Here is a 13,379-nt window from a genome sequence, read left to right as displayed (position 1 = left end):
CAATAGCCAGGCTTGCGAGAGTGGTGGGCGACGGCGATTACGACTATTACTGGCCTAATCTCGCCCGCATCTGCGATCGGAATTCTTCACGGTCGATAAGTGTCGCTTTTCCGCTTTTGACTTTGGAAACACGGCGAACGATTTCATCGTTCCAGGCTTGCTCGACAGAGTCGTCACGGGGACCGTCCAGACTCATTATCAGCTCGCGAGCCAGCGCTGCACGTTCCGACTCGGAGAGCGTCGAAATCTGGGAGCGTAGGTGGTCTAATGTTTCCGTATTCATGGTGCCTCCGCGAGTGGCAATACGATTATGCTAGCCCGATTCAAGGGCCCTAACAAGGCGGTCAACGGGACGCCAACTGCGCTCTACGTGGGCGTCCAACCCTCTCCGACTGGCGAAGTATTGCGAGAGCAGTGTCTAGCGAGGATTTGAGATGGACCTGTATTGGCTGTTCCTGATAATGGCAACGCTGACAGTGCTTAGCCCAGGGCCGGGCGTAGTGATGACCCTGAGCAACGCGCTGCGGTTTGGCTTCATGGGGAGTCTTGGCGGAATAGTCGGTATTGCCTTTGGCACACTGCTCGTAGCGGGCATTTCCGCCTCGAGTGTCGGTGTGATATTGGCGACCTCGGCGGTTGCCTTTACGGCGATGAAGCTTCTCGGCGCCGCCTATCTGTTCTATCTAGGGATTCGTCTTTGGCGCTCGCCGTCGCTTGCGTTCGCTGAACGACCCACGCAATCGCTAGGCTTTCGCCGCCGCTTTCTCGAAGGGCTGACGATACAGCTGACGAATCCCAAGGCCGTGTTTTTCTTTCTCTCGGTCTTTCCTCAGTTCATCAGCCCACAAGGGAACTTCACCGCACAGTTCACGCTGCTGGTGCTGACCTACAGTACGCTGGTCCTGGTGATTCACTGCCTGTATGCGTTCTTTGGGCAACAGGCGAAGGGATGGTTCGGCTCGCCAACGGGAGCACGCGTCGTCAACCGCATCGGTGGCGCGACCTTCATGTGCTTCGGGGCCGCCCTGGCCAGCGCGAAACGGTAAGGCAGGAGACACAGCCTGGCCGCACGAGGTCGGGCGTCGCGGCAATGTGTCCTGGCGCTCGCTCCACCGTCTCAGCGAGCGTTGTTTAGCCACTACCGATGCGCCGAAGCGGTGGTGGCGGCTTGTCGGAGCGCAGTACTTTTCAGACAGCGCCTACACCTTGCTGACGATCAGCGCAGCATTCACCCCACCGAAGCCGAAGCCATTGCACAATACGTGCTGGCTGCGGTGTTCGCGTGCCTCGCCCGAGACGAAGTCCAGGTCGCTTAGATCTTCATCGGCGTTTTCCAGATTCAGGGTCGGGGGCAGGCGATCTTGGATGGCCGCCATGGCCGAGAAGATGCTCTCCACGCCGCCGGCGGCACCGAGCAGGTGGCCGGTGGCCGACTTGGTGGCGGAGATCGGAATGCCGGGCAGAGCGTCACCAAACGCATTGCGTAATGATGCGATCTCCGCCCGGTCGCCGACCGGCGTCGAGGTGGCGTGGGCGTTGATGTGACCGATGGCCTCGGGGGCGAGTCCCGCCATCCGCAGCGCGGCCCGAATGGCCGCTGCGGCCCCGGCACCGTCTTCCGGCCCGGCCGTGATGTGGTGGGCATCTGCGCTGGTGCCATAGCCGCTGAGAAAGGCCAGGGGCGTCGCCCCGCGCGCCTCGGCGTGGGCCAAGGTCTCGATCACCAGGAGCCCCGCGCCTTCGCCCATGACGAAGCCGTTGCGGGCCTGATCGAAAGGTCGCGACGCCTTGGCGGGCGACGCCTGCTCGGTGGAGAGCGCCTTCATGGCATGGAAGCTGGCCAGCGAGAGCGGGTCGATACAGGCCTCGCCGCTGCGGATCAGGCGCATGCCGTCGCCGATGGCCTGCACACCCGCCGCGCAGGCCGTGACCGGGCAGCCCAAAGGCCCGCGCAAGCCATAGCGAATCGACACGTTGCCCGCCGCCAGGTTGGCCAAAAAGGCCGGCACGGTGAACGGTGAGAGTCGGCGATGGCCGCGCGTCGAAAGCGTATTCTGCGCTTGGGTGATGGTCGGGAAGCCGCCGATGCCGGAGCCCACGATGGTGGCGGTGGCCAACCGGTCCTCATCGCTCGAGGGGAACCAGTTCGCCTGGGTCAGCGCCTCATCGGCGGCGGCCATGAAAGGCTGAACAGCTCCATCTTGCGGCGTTCCTTGGCATCGGCCACGCGGTCGGGGTCGAAGCCCGCCTCTGGGTCGCTCTCCATGCCGGGAACCGAGCCCGCGACCTTGATCGGCAGCTCGCCGGTCTCGAAGCGCGTGATAGACGAAACGCCGGAGCGGCCCGCCAGAAGGCGCTCCCAGTTGGCGTTGACGCCGCAACCGAGGGGGCTGACCATGCCCATGCCGGTGATGACGAGCGGTGATGACATGATAGTGTCCTGAACGAAATTGTATTCGTGCCACGCTAGCACTCAGCTTGATATGATCAAGATAATATTCAGCGTGTATTCAGCACCTATTCTGAGCAGCAGCGTGAGGTCGCCATGTCCGACTCGACGAATCGCAAGGCCAGGTCGCGCGAGCGAATCCTTAAATCGGCCGTCGAACTGTTCAGCCGCCAAGGATTCGAGAAGGTCTCCATCGGCCAGATCATGAAACTGGCCAAGATGACCCACGGCGCCTTCTATGCCCACTTCGCCTCCAAGGAAGCGCTGTACCACGCCTCGGTGCGAGACACCCTGGAAAGCAGCCGCGCGGCCAGGCTGGTCAAGGGGCCGCTTTCGGTGAAGCACCTCACGGAGCTGGTCTCCAACTGCTGGAATCTCCAGGAGCTGGAACGCAAGCACCAGCCCGGGCCGGAGACCGTGCTGTTCAACGAGATCGGCAACGAGAACGCCGAGATCCGCACGCTCTTCGAAGCCTCCTACCTGCGCATGAAGAAGATGCTGGAAACCCGCCTCATCGCTCTCAGCCGCCTCAAGAAACTCCCCTTCGACGTCATCGCCGACAAGTCCCGCGTCATTCTTGCCTCCCTGGTGGGCGCCGTGGCCCTCGCCAAGAGCCTGCCCGGCGAGCAAGAACGCCAGCACATCCTCGAAGCCGCCCAGCGCAACATCCTGCAGATGCTCGGCGTCGATCAGGACGAACTGGACAGCATGCTGGGCGACGTCAGCCAGTAGCCCAGTACTCCAGCGTGAACCGCCGTTCCCCCTAATGCTTTCGTGGGCATTGCTCTCCCTGTAACGGCTAGTTACGGTACAGCAAAGGCTACTTAAGAAAGCCGGTGATAAACCATTACGCTGGGACTACCGCATGGATGACAACCGCTCATCGCCACATGCACAGGTAGGGGCGGTAGCGTTCCTGAAGGGCCCTGTCCTCACCCAATAGGCCCCGCACGCCGATAAAACTTTTCCCAGTACATGCCGATAGAGGAAAAAGAGCATCAGGGCCTGGCCTGATCCTGCGTGGCCGCTGTCACATAGCGCTGTAGCGCAAGATGCTCCAGAAAAGCCTTCACCTCGGGGCCACCCATGCTGGCGGGGTGGCGCAAACCATTGAAACGAATTAAATAACGTATCTAGTGGCAATAAGTCCTGACGGTGCGAGGGCTGTAGTGTTTCACCCTCAACCCCAATAAAGATCGCAAGCAAGCGAATCCTACATAACGTGCCGAGTTATGCTTAGCACAATGTGAAATCAACGAGTTAGGTGCGAAAAGGCGGGCTTGATAAGATTTCTTGAACGCGCGCGCTCGTTCAAGTGACAAGACGAGCGCGCTATCTAATACCTGTTATGCGACATTAGAAATTAATATGACAGGACGAAAACTGCTCATTGAAGCTGAACAGCTAATACTCAAGACGCTAGATGAAACGTACCCCCTAGAGATAACTTTAGATGACCGCGATATGGGATTTTACAGAAGAAATGACATTAGTGAGGAAGCAGACCGCTACAGGGTCGCACTGAGTGATGCGTTTTATTATCTTAAGGAAAAAGGGCTTGTTCAATATACATCGGCAGACCATCAAATTCCGCGGCATGGACTAAAGCTAACTCCAGCAGGCGCATTAAGAGCTAAAAATCCTATAGAAGCGTTTAAGGATGACGGGGTTAAAGCTGCTATTGGCGCTGTGGTAAATTCTTTAGCACGTGCTATCGAGAAAAAATTTGGTGCATAACAATACGCGGCAATACGCACACTTTGTGTGCCGGACGCTCGCAAGCTCGCGCCGTTGCGCTTTGCGTTATAAATGGTGAAGTTATGACGGTAAACAGCATGAGAATGGACAAAATCCTGAAAGAAGACGAGGACGTCAAACGGATCGGCATTCCGGTTAAATACATGTGTCTTTCTTTGATGTGCGACCACCACAAATCATTGCATGGTGAATTATTCGACATTGAAGAAATTAAAGATCTATACAGTTTGAAAAATGTCCCTGAAGACTGTCGTTGTGGCGTAACCCAAGTTCTTGTGGATGAGGCAGGAAAGCCAAAGAACCCAGGAGTGGTGGAGCAGGCCAAATCGCAGGCAAGGGACAAAAATTTATAACAAGTCGCAGCAGTACGCGGCCGATGGCCGCCGGACGCCCTTTCCATGGCGCCTTCGGCACCATTCCAAGGTCGCCGCTGTGCTCAGCGTTATGGCTAAATCTGAATAGGAGAATTAGATGGCAAATTTGGTTTACGTAGATAACTCGAATGTTTGGATTGAGGGCATGCATGTGGCTGCAGCAGAGCACGGCAAAGCTCCTGATGTCTGGGCTGCCGTCCAGAATCGAATCTGTGATTACGAGTGGAAAATTGATTTCGGTAAGCTATTCCAGTTTGCCGGAGGCGATCGTTCTGATGTCAAGAGAGCTGCTCTGTTCGGGTCGCGGCCGCCCAAAAATGACTCCCTCTGGAATATTGCTCGTGACCGAGGGTTTGAAGTCATAGTCCATGATCGAAATGTGGCCAACAAAGAGAAAAAGGTAGATTCCGAGATCGTTACGCAAATGATGGCGGATTCCTATACAAAATTTGAAGACGGTGATGAATTCACCCTTGTTGCTGGAGATGGGGACTATGTCCCTACTGTCGAGCATTTGGTAGAGCGGGGAATAAAGGTCACGGTTATTTTCTGGGAACACGCAAATAGAGAGCTCAAAGAAGCATGCTCTGAGTTCGTGTCTTTAAACCGGTACCTTGACCATCTTGCTGTATAGCCATAACCAGTCGCGTCACACGGATGGCCTTTTCTCCGCTTCGCTTCTAAAAGGCCACCGGTGCGCTTGGCGTTATGCCCCTCAGGCCGACAAAGGAGTAGCTCTCCATGCAATTTATTCACACTGATCTTGGCCAAAGGAAAGGAGGGGAAATCGTTGAAGTGACTCTTACCAGCGGCGCGAATGTTCGACTCATGGACAGCAGTAACTTCAGTAGTTACAAGAGAGGACGTCGTCACAGATATACAGGCGGTTTGGCTAAAAAATCCCCCGTCAGACTGCAGATCCCATCATCAGGACACTGGCACGTGGCCGTTGATATGCAAGGGCTAAGAGGTAGCACCAAAGCATCAGTTCGTGTTTTGCCTGGAATGTTGCATGCAATTCAAGAACGTCCGTTGAGCGACGTTCCAAGCCTCGTTAGAGACGATGTGCCCCCGCCGACGGAAAAAGAAGGGGAAACGCATGACGTTTTCATTTCTCATGCATCCGAAGATAAAGATGATTTCGTGCGTCCCCTGGCTAACGCGCTAATGGACGAGGATTTAAATGTTTGGTTCGACGAGATGACCCTTCGAATCGGTGATAGTCTAAGGCAAAAAATTGATAGGGGGTTAGCAAACAGTCGCGTGGGATTAGTGGTCTTATCCCCAGAATTTATCAACAAAGGCTGGACGAATTATGAGCTGGATGGGATCGTTACACGCACGGTATCAGGCGAGCAGATACTTCTGCCTATCTGGCACAATATAACTAAACAGCAGGTTATGGATTTCAGCCCATCCTTGGCTGACAAAGTGGCTCGAAGTACTGCTACCCATACGATCGAAGAAATCGCCTCTGAAATAGCGGAGCTAATCAGATCAAAAGCATAACAAGGCCAGTCACGGTGACGTCTACTACATTGCGGCTTCGCCTCCATTCCGTAGCCGCGCATGCTGGCTGGCGTTATGCAGGGAGAGCGAATGAGATATTTGGCTGCTGACGATAGCGATGTGATGTTTCATCACAACCTTAAGTTCTGTAAGGGAATTCTTCAGTCACCGTCCATGATGCGTGAATTAGACCCTAACTTGAGTGGTGTCGTGTCTAGATACGAAGCTGTCCATACAGACCGCGAGAAGGAGGCGGTATTCGAGGAGGTCAGAAAGGCCCACTATCCGCATATCCCCAGTCGAATGGGCGCTCTTTATCTATTCCCAGATCTCGACACTGCGATCAAAGCTAACCAGAGATGGTGGGGTGGAAAACGTTCACTCTATGGAGCAATCATCCAAAAAGGCTCTTCCTCGTTCACCGCTGACTCCAAATGGCTAGATTGTACCGCTGCCGAATTTGAGGAAAGCGCCCATAGCTATTTTTCAGGGGAGCGCACAAATGATCCATGTCTCGAGGTCATCGTTATGGGGACTATAGAGGTTTCGGAAGCTCCGGTTAATGCATAACCAGTCATTCCAGTTCGTTCCGGCCTTCGGCCTCCACCGGACGCCCTTGTCAGGGCGCCGCTGAATATTGGCGTTATGCATAAGGAGAATCAATGGAATCGTTTCATGCCATCCATGACTTCATGGACGCACACGACCTTGAAACAGATCAAGTTGGTAACTTAGATTTCAGGGCATTCGTTGAGTACCGTAGCCCTAGCCGGAATGCATCAGAGATCACAAACGTAAAAATCATACGTAATGGGTACCAAGACGGTCAGATAAGCATAGAAGAATCAGGCGAGTTAGTCGCAGAGAATTATCACTTAGACTTTACCACCCAGTATCAAAAATATCGGTATTGTGAGGAAGGGAAAAAGTTGTCGGTGGCGGGTGGTTCTCCGAAAATGGGCGGTAAATATAGCGTCGCTATATCTCCAGTGTAATTGCATAACCATTGCAGGTACGGCGACGCCCTTTACATTGCGCCTTCGGCTCCACTCCAAGGGCGCGCATGCTGCAGTCGTTATACCTTAGGGTGTGTTTATGAGTGATACTGACGGCAAGGAAATTCCAAAATGGCCAGACAGTTTGCCGCCACCTTCAGAAATGACAATGCTACCACCAGAGCATGTTATTTATAGGGAGTCCTTGATTGAAGAGGAAGACATCTACAACCTAGTTCATGACTTGTTCTACTTCCCAGAAGATAAGTATTTTCTGTACTTCGAATATGCAAGCCCTGTCATACCAGAAGGCTTTGATATTGAAAATTAGAGCATTTCGGTTTGGCTTTGAGGAAGTACGAGAACTTCTTTTATCGTCGTCCATTTGGTAACGATGAGCCAGATAGATATTCTTATATAAGGCTCACGGCTGCCGACATTAAGTATCCCTGGCATCAAAAGCTTGTTGACTCCGGACCTATGTATGGCCGAGTGCAAATAGAGCTAATGGAATGGGCTAAAAAAGATATTGAGCTTCAACGGCTAAAATCTATGAGTTCTAAAAATGAAGACCCCTTGCTCTTACAGCCAAACTTCATGGGGGTTGGTGTCGACTTAAAGAAAGTCCCATCGTGGCTTAAACGTGTTTTCTCTAAAAAGGTATAACAATCGGCTGTTGTCGCCCCTTCGGGACTGGGACGGCCTTTTCGCCGCTGCGCGGCTACAAGTCCGCCCCAAAGCCGGGCGTTATACGTCAAGGAAGTAGCAATGAGTCGTTCCCTCAGGAAAACAACCGCTAGCGTCTCCGTTACCTATTCACACAGAAACTTCTCCAACAATCTCACGGGTACCGAATTTGAGTTGGAGCTTTCCGAGAAGGACATATGCCTGAGCATAAATCTTTGGGGTAACCTTTCCGTTAGAAACAAATCTGCAAACTGCCATTCCGATGCCTGTGAACTGGCTGAAGACCACGCCTTGTTGAAGTCAGTGCAGATTGACTACAGCCAGGTGATGGAGGGTTTGCTGAATGCTCATCAAAAAGCTCCAAATGCCTGCTGGAAAATCAAGCTGTTACTCGGAAAACAAGGTACTTTCGAGTATCCAGTCAAACCCGAAATGGCGAACGGCAGCGTTTTCCTGAACGTATGTTGACGTATAACCAGGCGCATCAATACGCCCGGTGGCCGCCGGACGCCCTTTGCATTGCGGCTGCGCCTCCATTCCAAGGGCACCGTTGTGCGCAGCTTTATGTGTTCAAAGACTCCATCTTGGAGAATGTAGATGGAAGATGATTTTGAAGTTGAGAGGCACCAGCAATATCGCACCGAAATACCGCCACAATCGGGGCGAGGCTTCCGAGTGAAGAAGGGCGAATGCTTGCGTGTGATTGACCCTGAGGGCCAACAGGTTGCTGACTTGTGGTCGTTCGTCGTGAACAGTGATGGAGTCGATTGGCTTAGCACCTCGCAAACACGGGACATTACAGAGCGAATGTTTCCTATTCCTGGCAAGAGCTTTTACAGCGAACAGGCTAACCAGGTCTTGACGCTCATCGAAGACAACTCACCCTGTCCCCACGATATGCTTTTTCCTGCATGCAACCGTGGGCTTTATGAGCGTGCTGGTTTGCGGGGCCACCCGAACTGTCGAGATAACCTCCTGGGTATCCTGTCCAAAGCTGGTATTTCCCTTCCGATTGTTCCTGACCCGGTCAATCTGTTCCAGCGATCCGAGCCGCAACCCGACGGTCGGCTTGAAGTGATTGCATCAGACAATCCCCCCGGTGGAAACGTGCTGCTGCGAGCCGATGCTGATTTATTTGTCGTGATCACGGTCTGTTCCGTGGACTATCACCCAACAAACGGTGGGTGCTGTACAGGTATCGTCATAGAGCACCAATGACTTGTTGCAGAGTCGCGGAAGGAGAGGTGCTGATGGGGTTCCCTACACATAACCAAGCCAAGCACGGCGACAGCTTTTCCGTTGCGGCTTAGCCTTCACTACAAAGCTGCGCGTGTTGGCGGCGTTATGAGGTAATAGTGTGAGCGATACGAAAACGGGGTTGCTATGGCTTGCAGGCATGATCGCGTTAGGGGCAGGGGCACTCCCACCAACACTGTTGGTCGACATTGAGGTAAATGATCCCCTGCTGAAGCGTTCACAAAACGTCATAGGCATCGCTGCACTGTTCTCCACAGCTTGTTTATTCATTCGCCTTGGGAATAAATATCTACGGTTGAAACATTGGGCCAGCCACACATTTTGGGGAGTGGTCTGCATGCTCTTTATGGCCGGTCTTCTAATTTCATCAATCAGCAATTTTTTCATACTGTTGCCTTTTCCTGCATGGCTACACTTCACAACCAGCGTGGTACTTGGGCTTGCCGCTGCGGGCCTTGTGTTCAACGAATTTATGCGCAACAGCTGACATGGGTAAAATCATAACAAAACGCGTAAGGCGGACATCCCTGGCGGACCGCCGCTTCGCTCCGCGTTAAGTGAAAAAAAGGAGGGCACTTGCAAACCTTAAAAGAAATTTTGGAACTAGTTTATTACGTCAGTGGCCCCCTTTTGGTCGTTGTGGCTTTTTTGGCACTTGGTCAGATTCGTGTGGCGAAAGATCAATTAAAGGCACAGAAAAAAGCAGTTGCTATAAGTGCCAAACGAGATGCTTTGAGGATCACGGCGGAACAGATTTCTAATTATTAAGAAAGTATCATTCCCCTCATTAATGATTTGGAAAAAAAATCAAAGATGAAGGAATTGATTTTTTTGAGAAATTTAAGGTACGAATATGCTCGGAATCAGTCGAAGTCGAGACAAAGTCAGGTTCTCCAGTGGGCGAGTGGCCAATCGAAATTGCCGTAGAGTTTACGAAAGTCGCAAACGCGATTGAGGCTTTCTCCACGTATTTTGTATCTGGGGTCGCCGATGAAGAAGTTGCGTACCTCTCGATAGGAACAACCTTTTGCAATTCAGTTACTAAAATAGCACCAATACTTGTATTTTTGGGCGACAAAAACAACAGTTATAGTTGCACGCTCCATCTTTTGAGCATTTGGGGTGCCAGGCTGCAGTCCGATCTATTAAAGCGACAAAAAGAGGACATAGAAGAGCAGCTAAAAGAGTACCAGTCTATGACTATTCAAACAGTTGGGACCGATACTTAACCATTGCGTCAACGGGACCGGTTTTCCGCTGGCGCTCCAAATCGGCCCGTTACGCCAGCGTTAGGCTTCTATAAACAGATGAGGATGTAATGAGAGTGATTCTTAGTACCTTCAATAAAGGTGGCGTTGGTAAAACTACCCTAGCTGTCCACCTAGCTGGAGCATTAGCAGAAGATCCATTCCAAAGAGTTTTGTTGGTCGACTGCGTGGACCAATATGACTCTGTCAACTTTATGTCAGGTGACTCCCCAGAAGGAAAACTTAAAACACTTAATACTAAGTATCCTAATGTTAGTGTTGTTTGGAATCCTGAAAGGGAAAGTCTAAGGAAAATTATAGGTCAAAGCCAATATGATTCAGTTGTGCTTGACCTCAATAGTCCAGCAAAAGACACTGTCAAAGCTATTGTAAATGCTCAACCAACAGGGGTGTTTTTGCCAATTAATCGGCAAGCTCTTGCTCTCGGAAGGTTAAAAGACACGCTTGCTTTGGTTGCAGCTATGGCCGAACACACCGGATACATTATTCCTGTTGTTATTGTCCCATTGGGCTCAGATATAGATAGCGTTAATAACGCACTCGAAGATTGCCGTGATAGCATTGGAAGCTTGACTGTAAAATTATCTGACCCAATTGCGTTTGATCCTGAACATTTTGAAAATTCTCTTACTAATGGAAGATTTGTGTGGGAGTATCAAGGGTGTGAGTACGTTAAACCTCTTCTTCAAAGTTCACTATCAAGTATTTAGGAGCTAAAATGAGCAAAGATGATAAATTTATAAATGAGGCTCTTTCTGATATAGAAGAAGCCACCGATCATGAAGAGAGCACTCTCGAAATAGTTTTGGATGAAGAGTTGATTGAAGCTGCAAAGAATTTGCAAACATTATTAGGTTTGTCAAAAGATGTATTCTTTAACGTTCTATCCAACTATGGTTCTTATTGTTGTTCAAAAAATGATTTTGATGAAGATGAATTTCCACAAGAGAGAAGCGGAACAACTATTAGCTTTAGTATTTCAACTGAGTCAGAAACAGCACTGGAGAAACATGTCAAATTCAGCAACGAACTTATTACTGTCTTTGGTCTAATCAAAATGAGCCAAAGACTGTTATGATTAAACTCTCACAGTCTCAATCAATCATATTAGCGGATTCAATTGCCTCACTAGATAATAATAGCAAGCAAGAAATTGGTCGAAGGCTTGCTTATCGATTAGGGTTTAACCCTGGGCCTCGAGGGCCAGATGACGGGATTGATGGTGAATTTTTACATAATGGTTCTTTCTGTCATTTTCAATCAAAATTAAGCCGTATGCCATTAGATAAAGACGAGGCCAGAAAATACTACTCTGATATTAAGGCTCATAATGCAGAGTGGAGTATCATGCTGTCTGCAAGAGGTTTTAAAGATACTTTCTTTAGCCGTTTAGGCATGCATGCAGATCTATGTAGAGAAAAAATCCACTTACTATCCTTGGCTGATATATTCGCACAAAGTGAGCTATTTATTAAAGCTCTCAATGATGTTCCTCCGCTTGCAAATATAGCAACAATTGACTGGAATGGTTTTGACAGAAAAGCCTAACAAGTAAATCCAGGTGACGAATACGGCGTACCTGATTTAGGAGTTAAATAGTCACACCTTGGCCGCAAATTCTGAGTGCAACACCTGATCGAATCGGTAAGGTGTTGCGCCATTGGTTTTTTCGTCCGGCTATGCGTCAACTGTTTGTTCAATAGGATCTGTGCTGGGTTTCTTGGAAGTGCGGGGGGTGGGCTGCTACTGGCTCGTCGTGAGTGAACTAGCCAGCCGCTTAAGGCTGATGTCCCTGACGGGTCGTCTCTTCGCTTTATAAGGCCACCGGCAATGCCATTGGAGTGTGAATTGTTTATTAGCGAAGCCATTGAGCTGCAACTGCTCGACAAGAAGCACGTGGATGAGATGTTTCGGCTCGTGGATACGAACAGAGAGCACCTACGGGAGTGGTTGCCCTGGATCGATGCGAATACGTCTCCAACGGATACCGAGTCCTTCGTGAATTCGGCTATCAGCCAGCGTGAATCCGGTAAGGGACCGCAGTATGCGGTTTTCTATGAGGCAACCATGTGTGGTGTGTGCGGGTTTCACCCCTTTGACGTTACGAACAAGATCGGTGGCATCGGGTATTGGTTAAGCCAAGCCTATTCGGGCAAAGGGATCATGACCTCGTCGGTGAAGGCGCTGATCGCCACTGGCTTCCAGGAGTACGGCTTGAATCGAATCGAGGTGGCATGCGCTACGGATAACGGAAGCAGCCGTGCCATCCCAGAGCGCTTGGGCTTTACGTTTGAAGGGGGGCTCCGCGAGCGTGAGTACCTAAACGGTAGGTATGTCGATCATGCTATCTACTCGATGCTGGCATCGGAATTCTCGCTTAACGAAGCGTAGCACCTGACCAGGCGGTGAGCGCGGCGTTATCCCTCCACACCGTTCCCCTTCAAGCCGAGGGTGCGCCACGTGCTGTTGAGGTGACAAAAAGTCCGCCAATCTCTTCCATCTCAACCCACCCGGCAATTCTCCGTTTAGCCCCACCTTTCAGCCACTTACCGGTACGTTAGCCGAAAGTCGAGCCTCCGCCGAGCGAAAAGATAGTGATTGGGGGTTGAAAGTATTTATGCGAATCATTTACATTCCCTATCAGGGCGATCAGCGAGGTGATGGAATGTACGTGTGCATATGCCGAGGCGTGACCGACAATGCCATTCGCGAGGCCGTTGAAGACGGTGCGCGTAGCTGGCGTGAAGTGCGCGAGCGCACCGAGTGTGCGACTCAGTGTGGCCGCTGTGCCTGCACGGCCAAGGCCATCACGCGTGATGCCATCACCCAGGAAATGATGCCGAGCGAGGATCTCGCCTACGCCGTCTAGGCGCTTTTCAGTCGAGAAGCGAGACCTGCCTCGGGCAAGCAAGCTGCATCGCGCGCTCCGTTTTCCACGCCGCCATCCCGTTGGATGGCGGCGTTTTCGTGTCCGGGCGGGGCGTTGCTGAAGTGACCCCCTCCAGAGCTGCACAGGCTATAGTGCAGTCATCAGGAGGACAGGATGAGCGACGATAACCCCATCAAGCGGTGGACCGCGAAG

General features: G+C 51.5%; 20 protein-coding genes and 1 pseudogene. 18 read left to right on the top strand and 3 right to left on the bottom strand.

The features are described from left to right. Window positions 1-46: 46 nt before the first annotated feature. Window positions 47-283: an addiction module protein gene (locus C8E00_RS13555; RefSeq protein WP_133698059.1), complete on the bottom strand. Its 237-nt coding sequence runs from the start codon at window positions 281-283 to the stop codon at window positions 47-49. 151 nt (window positions 284-434) lie between these two features. Between C8E00_RS13555 and C8E00_RS13550 the strand changes: the two genes are divergently transcribed. After that, complete coding sequence (locus tag C8E00_RS13550) at window positions 435-1,046, top strand: LysE family translocator (RefSeq protein ID WP_133698058.1); 612 nt, start codon at window positions 435-437, stop codon at window positions 1,044-1,046. 153 nt (window positions 1,047-1,199) lie between these two features. On the opposite strand, the pseudogene C8E00_RS13545 reads toward C8E00_RS13550, so the two are convergent. Beyond that, window positions 1,200-2,431, bottom strand: a pseudogene (locus C8E00_RS13545) (beta-ketoacyl-ACP synthase). A 114-nt stretch (window positions 2,432-2,545) separates the two neighbouring features. On the opposite strand from C8E00_RS13545, the gene C8E00_RS13540 reads away from it, so the two are divergent. After that, window positions 2,546-3,181, top strand: a complete 636-nt coding sequence (locus tag C8E00_RS13540) for a TetR/AcrR family transcriptional regulator (RefSeq protein ID WP_133698057.1) — start codon at window positions 2,546-2,548, stop codon at window positions 3,179-3,181. A gap of 266 nt (window positions 3,182-3,447) precedes the next feature. On the opposite strand, the gene C8E00_RS16865 is transcribed toward C8E00_RS13540, so the two are convergent. Beyond that, a complete protein-coding gene (locus C8E00_RS16865; protein ID WP_424948551.1) occupies window positions 3,448-3,570 on the bottom strand; it encodes a phage integrase N-terminal SAM-like domain-containing protein in 123 nt (40 codons plus the stop codon). A gap of 247 nt (window positions 3,571-3,817) precedes the next feature. On the opposite strand from C8E00_RS16865, the gene C8E00_RS13535 reads away from it, so the two are divergent. The 16 genes from C8E00_RS13535 (at window position 3,818) to C8E00_RS13450 (ending at window position 13,166) form a co-directional block, all read left to right on the top strand. Continuing rightward, window positions 3,818-4,186, top strand: a complete 369-nt coding sequence (locus C8E00_RS13535) for a helix-turn-helix domain-containing protein (protein ID WP_133698056.1) — start codon at window positions 3,818-3,820, stop codon at window positions 4,184-4,186. Window positions 4,187-4,284: 98 nt separating this feature from the next. Continuing rightward, entirely contained in the window at window positions 4,285-4,560 is a 276-nt protein-coding gene (locus tag C8E00_RS13530) for a hypothetical protein (protein WP_133698055.1), read from the top strand. A gap of 118 nt (window positions 4,561-4,678) precedes the next feature. Beyond that, on the top strand, window positions 4,679-5,215 hold the full coding sequence (locus C8E00_RS13525) for an NYN domain-containing protein (RefSeq protein ID WP_133698054.1): 537 nt from the start codon (window positions 4,679-4,681) through the stop codon (window positions 5,213-5,215). A 107-nt stretch (window positions 5,216-5,322) separates the two neighbouring features. Further along, a complete protein-coding gene (locus C8E00_RS13520; RefSeq protein WP_133698053.1) occupies window positions 5,323-6,090 on the top strand; it encodes a DUF1883 domain-containing protein in 768 nt (255 codons plus the stop codon). 90 nt (window positions 6,091-6,180) lie between these two features. Further along, window positions 6,181-6,660, top strand: a complete 480-nt coding sequence (locus tag C8E00_RS13515) for a hypothetical protein (RefSeq protein WP_133698052.1) — start codon at window positions 6,181-6,183, stop codon at window positions 6,658-6,660. Between the two features lie 92 nt (window positions 6,661-6,752). After that, window positions 6,753-7,085, top strand: a complete 333-nt coding sequence (locus tag C8E00_RS13510; protein ID WP_133698051.1) for an FIG domain-containing protein — start codon at window positions 6,753-6,755, stop codon at window positions 7,083-7,085. A gap of 100 nt (window positions 7,086-7,185) precedes the next feature. Beyond that, complete coding sequence (locus tag C8E00_RS13505; RefSeq protein ID WP_133698050.1) at window positions 7,186-7,416, top strand: hypothetical protein; 231 nt, start codon at window positions 7,186-7,188, stop codon at window positions 7,414-7,416. Window positions 7,417-7,853: 437 nt separating this feature from the next. Then, entirely contained in the window at window positions 7,854-8,240 is a 387-nt protein-coding gene (locus C8E00_RS13500; RefSeq protein ID WP_133698049.1) for a hypothetical protein, read from the top strand. Between the two features lie 129 nt (window positions 8,241-8,369). Then, the gene (locus tag C8E00_RS13495) at window positions 8,370-8,990 is read left to right on the top strand and encodes a DUF1989 domain-containing protein (RefSeq protein ID WP_133698048.1); all 621 of its coding nucleotides are present in this window, start codon (window positions 8,370-8,372) and stop codon (window positions 8,988-8,990) included. 139 nt (window positions 8,991-9,129) lie between these two features. Further along, window positions 9,130-9,516, top strand: coding sequence for a hypothetical protein (locus C8E00_RS13485; RefSeq protein WP_133698047.1), 387 nt, complete (start codon window positions 9,130-9,132; stop codon window positions 9,514-9,516). A gap of 89 nt (window positions 9,517-9,605) precedes the next feature. Further along, complete coding sequence (locus C8E00_RS13480; protein ID WP_133698046.1) at window positions 9,606-9,797, top strand: hypothetical protein; 192 nt, start codon at window positions 9,606-9,608, stop codon at window positions 9,795-9,797. Between the two features lie 550 nt (window positions 9,798-10,347). Further along, window positions 10,348-11,007 (top strand): ParA family protein, encoded by a 660-nt coding sequence (locus C8E00_RS13475; RefSeq protein ID WP_133698045.1) that lies wholly within the window; start codon window positions 10,348-10,350, stop codon window positions 11,005-11,007. A gap of 8 nt (window positions 11,008-11,015) precedes the next feature. Next, the gene (locus C8E00_RS13470) at window positions 11,016-11,375 is read left to right on the top strand and encodes a hypothetical protein (RefSeq protein ID WP_133698044.1); all 360 of its coding nucleotides are present in this window, start codon (window positions 11,016-11,018) and stop codon (window positions 11,373-11,375) included. Then, window positions 11,372-11,845, top strand: coding sequence for a restriction endonuclease (locus tag C8E00_RS13465; RefSeq protein WP_133698043.1), 474 nt, complete (start codon window positions 11,372-11,374; stop codon window positions 11,843-11,845). Before C8E00_RS13470 ends, C8E00_RS13465 begins: the two co-directional genes overlap by 4 nt. A 300-nt stretch (window positions 11,846-12,145) precedes the next feature. Continuing rightward, window positions 12,146-12,688, top strand: a complete 543-nt coding sequence (locus C8E00_RS13455) for a GNAT family N-acetyltransferase (RefSeq protein WP_243833200.1) — start codon at window positions 12,146-12,148, stop codon at window positions 12,686-12,688. Window positions 12,689-12,962: 274 nt separating this feature from the next. Further along, the gene (locus tag C8E00_RS13450; RefSeq protein WP_011508192.1) at window positions 12,963-13,166 is read left to right on the top strand and encodes a (2Fe-2S)-binding protein; all 204 of its coding nucleotides are present in this window, start codon (window positions 12,963-12,965) and stop codon (window positions 13,164-13,166) included. Window positions 13,167-13,379: the final 213 nt, after the last annotated feature.

Origin of the sequence: Chromohalobacter marismortui, assembly GCF_004364315.1 — a bacterium.
Classification (GTDB): domain Bacteria; phylum Pseudomonadota; class Gammaproteobacteria; order Pseudomonadales; family Halomonadaceae; genus Chromohalobacter; species Chromohalobacter marismortui.
Note: the sequence above shows the minus strand (reverse complement) of the source record. Positions and strands in the feature narration are given on the sequence as shown.

Bases quoted from the DNA above. Each gene is read 5' to 3' on its own strand.
- C8E00_RS13555 (WP_133698059.1), bottom strand. From the start codon at position 283: ATGAATACGGAAACATTAGACCACCTACGCTCCCAGATTTCGACGCTC.
- C8E00_RS13550 (WP_133698058.1), top strand. From the start codon at position 435: ATGGACCTGTATTGGCTGTTCCTGATAATGGCAACGCTGACAGTGCTT.
- C8E00_RS13540 (WP_133698057.1), top strand. From the start codon at position 2,546: ATGTCCGACTCGACGAATCGCAAGGCCAGGTCGCGCGAGCGAATCCTT.
- C8E00_RS13535 (WP_133698056.1), top strand. From the start codon at position 3,818: ATGACAGGACGAAAACTGCTCATTGAAGCTGAACAGCTAATACTCAAG.
- C8E00_RS13530 (WP_133698055.1), top strand. From the start codon at position 4,285: ATGAGAATGGACAAAATCCTGAAAGAAGACGAGGACGTCAAACGGATC.
- C8E00_RS13525 (WP_133698054.1), top strand. From the start codon at position 4,679: ATGGCAAATTTGGTTTACGTAGATAACTCGAATGTTTGGATTGAGGGC.
- C8E00_RS13520 (WP_133698053.1), top strand. From the start codon at position 5,323: ATGCAATTTATTCACACTGATCTTGGCCAAAGGAAAGGAGGGGAAATC.
- C8E00_RS13515 (WP_133698052.1), top strand. From the start codon at position 6,181: ATGAGATATTTGGCTGCTGACGATAGCGATGTGATGTTTCATCACAAC.
- C8E00_RS13510 (WP_133698051.1), top strand. From the start codon at position 6,753: ATGGAATCGTTTCATGCCATCCATGACTTCATGGACGCACACGACCTT.
- C8E00_RS13505 (WP_133698050.1), top strand. From the start codon at position 7,186: ATGAGTGATACTGACGGCAAGGAAATTCCAAAATGGCCAGACAGTTTG.
- C8E00_RS13500 (WP_133698049.1), top strand. From the start codon at position 7,854: ATGAGTCGTTCCCTCAGGAAAACAACCGCTAGCGTCTCCGTTACCTAT.
- C8E00_RS13495 (WP_133698048.1), top strand. From the start codon at position 8,370: ATGGAAGATGATTTTGAAGTTGAGAGGCACCAGCAATATCGCACCGAA.
- C8E00_RS13475 (WP_133698045.1), top strand. From the start codon at position 10,348: ATGAGAGTGATTCTTAGTACCTTCAATAAAGGTGGCGTTGGTAAAACT.
- C8E00_RS13470 (WP_133698044.1), top strand. From the start codon at position 11,016: ATGAGCAAAGATGATAAATTTATAAATGAGGCTCTTTCTGATATAGAA.
- C8E00_RS13465 (WP_133698043.1), top strand. From the start codon at position 11,372: ATGATTAAACTCTCACAGTCTCAATCAATCATATTAGCGGATTCAATT.
- C8E00_RS13450 (WP_011508192.1), top strand. From the start codon at position 12,963: ATGTACGTGTGCATATGCCGAGGCGTGACCGACAATGCCATTCGCGAG.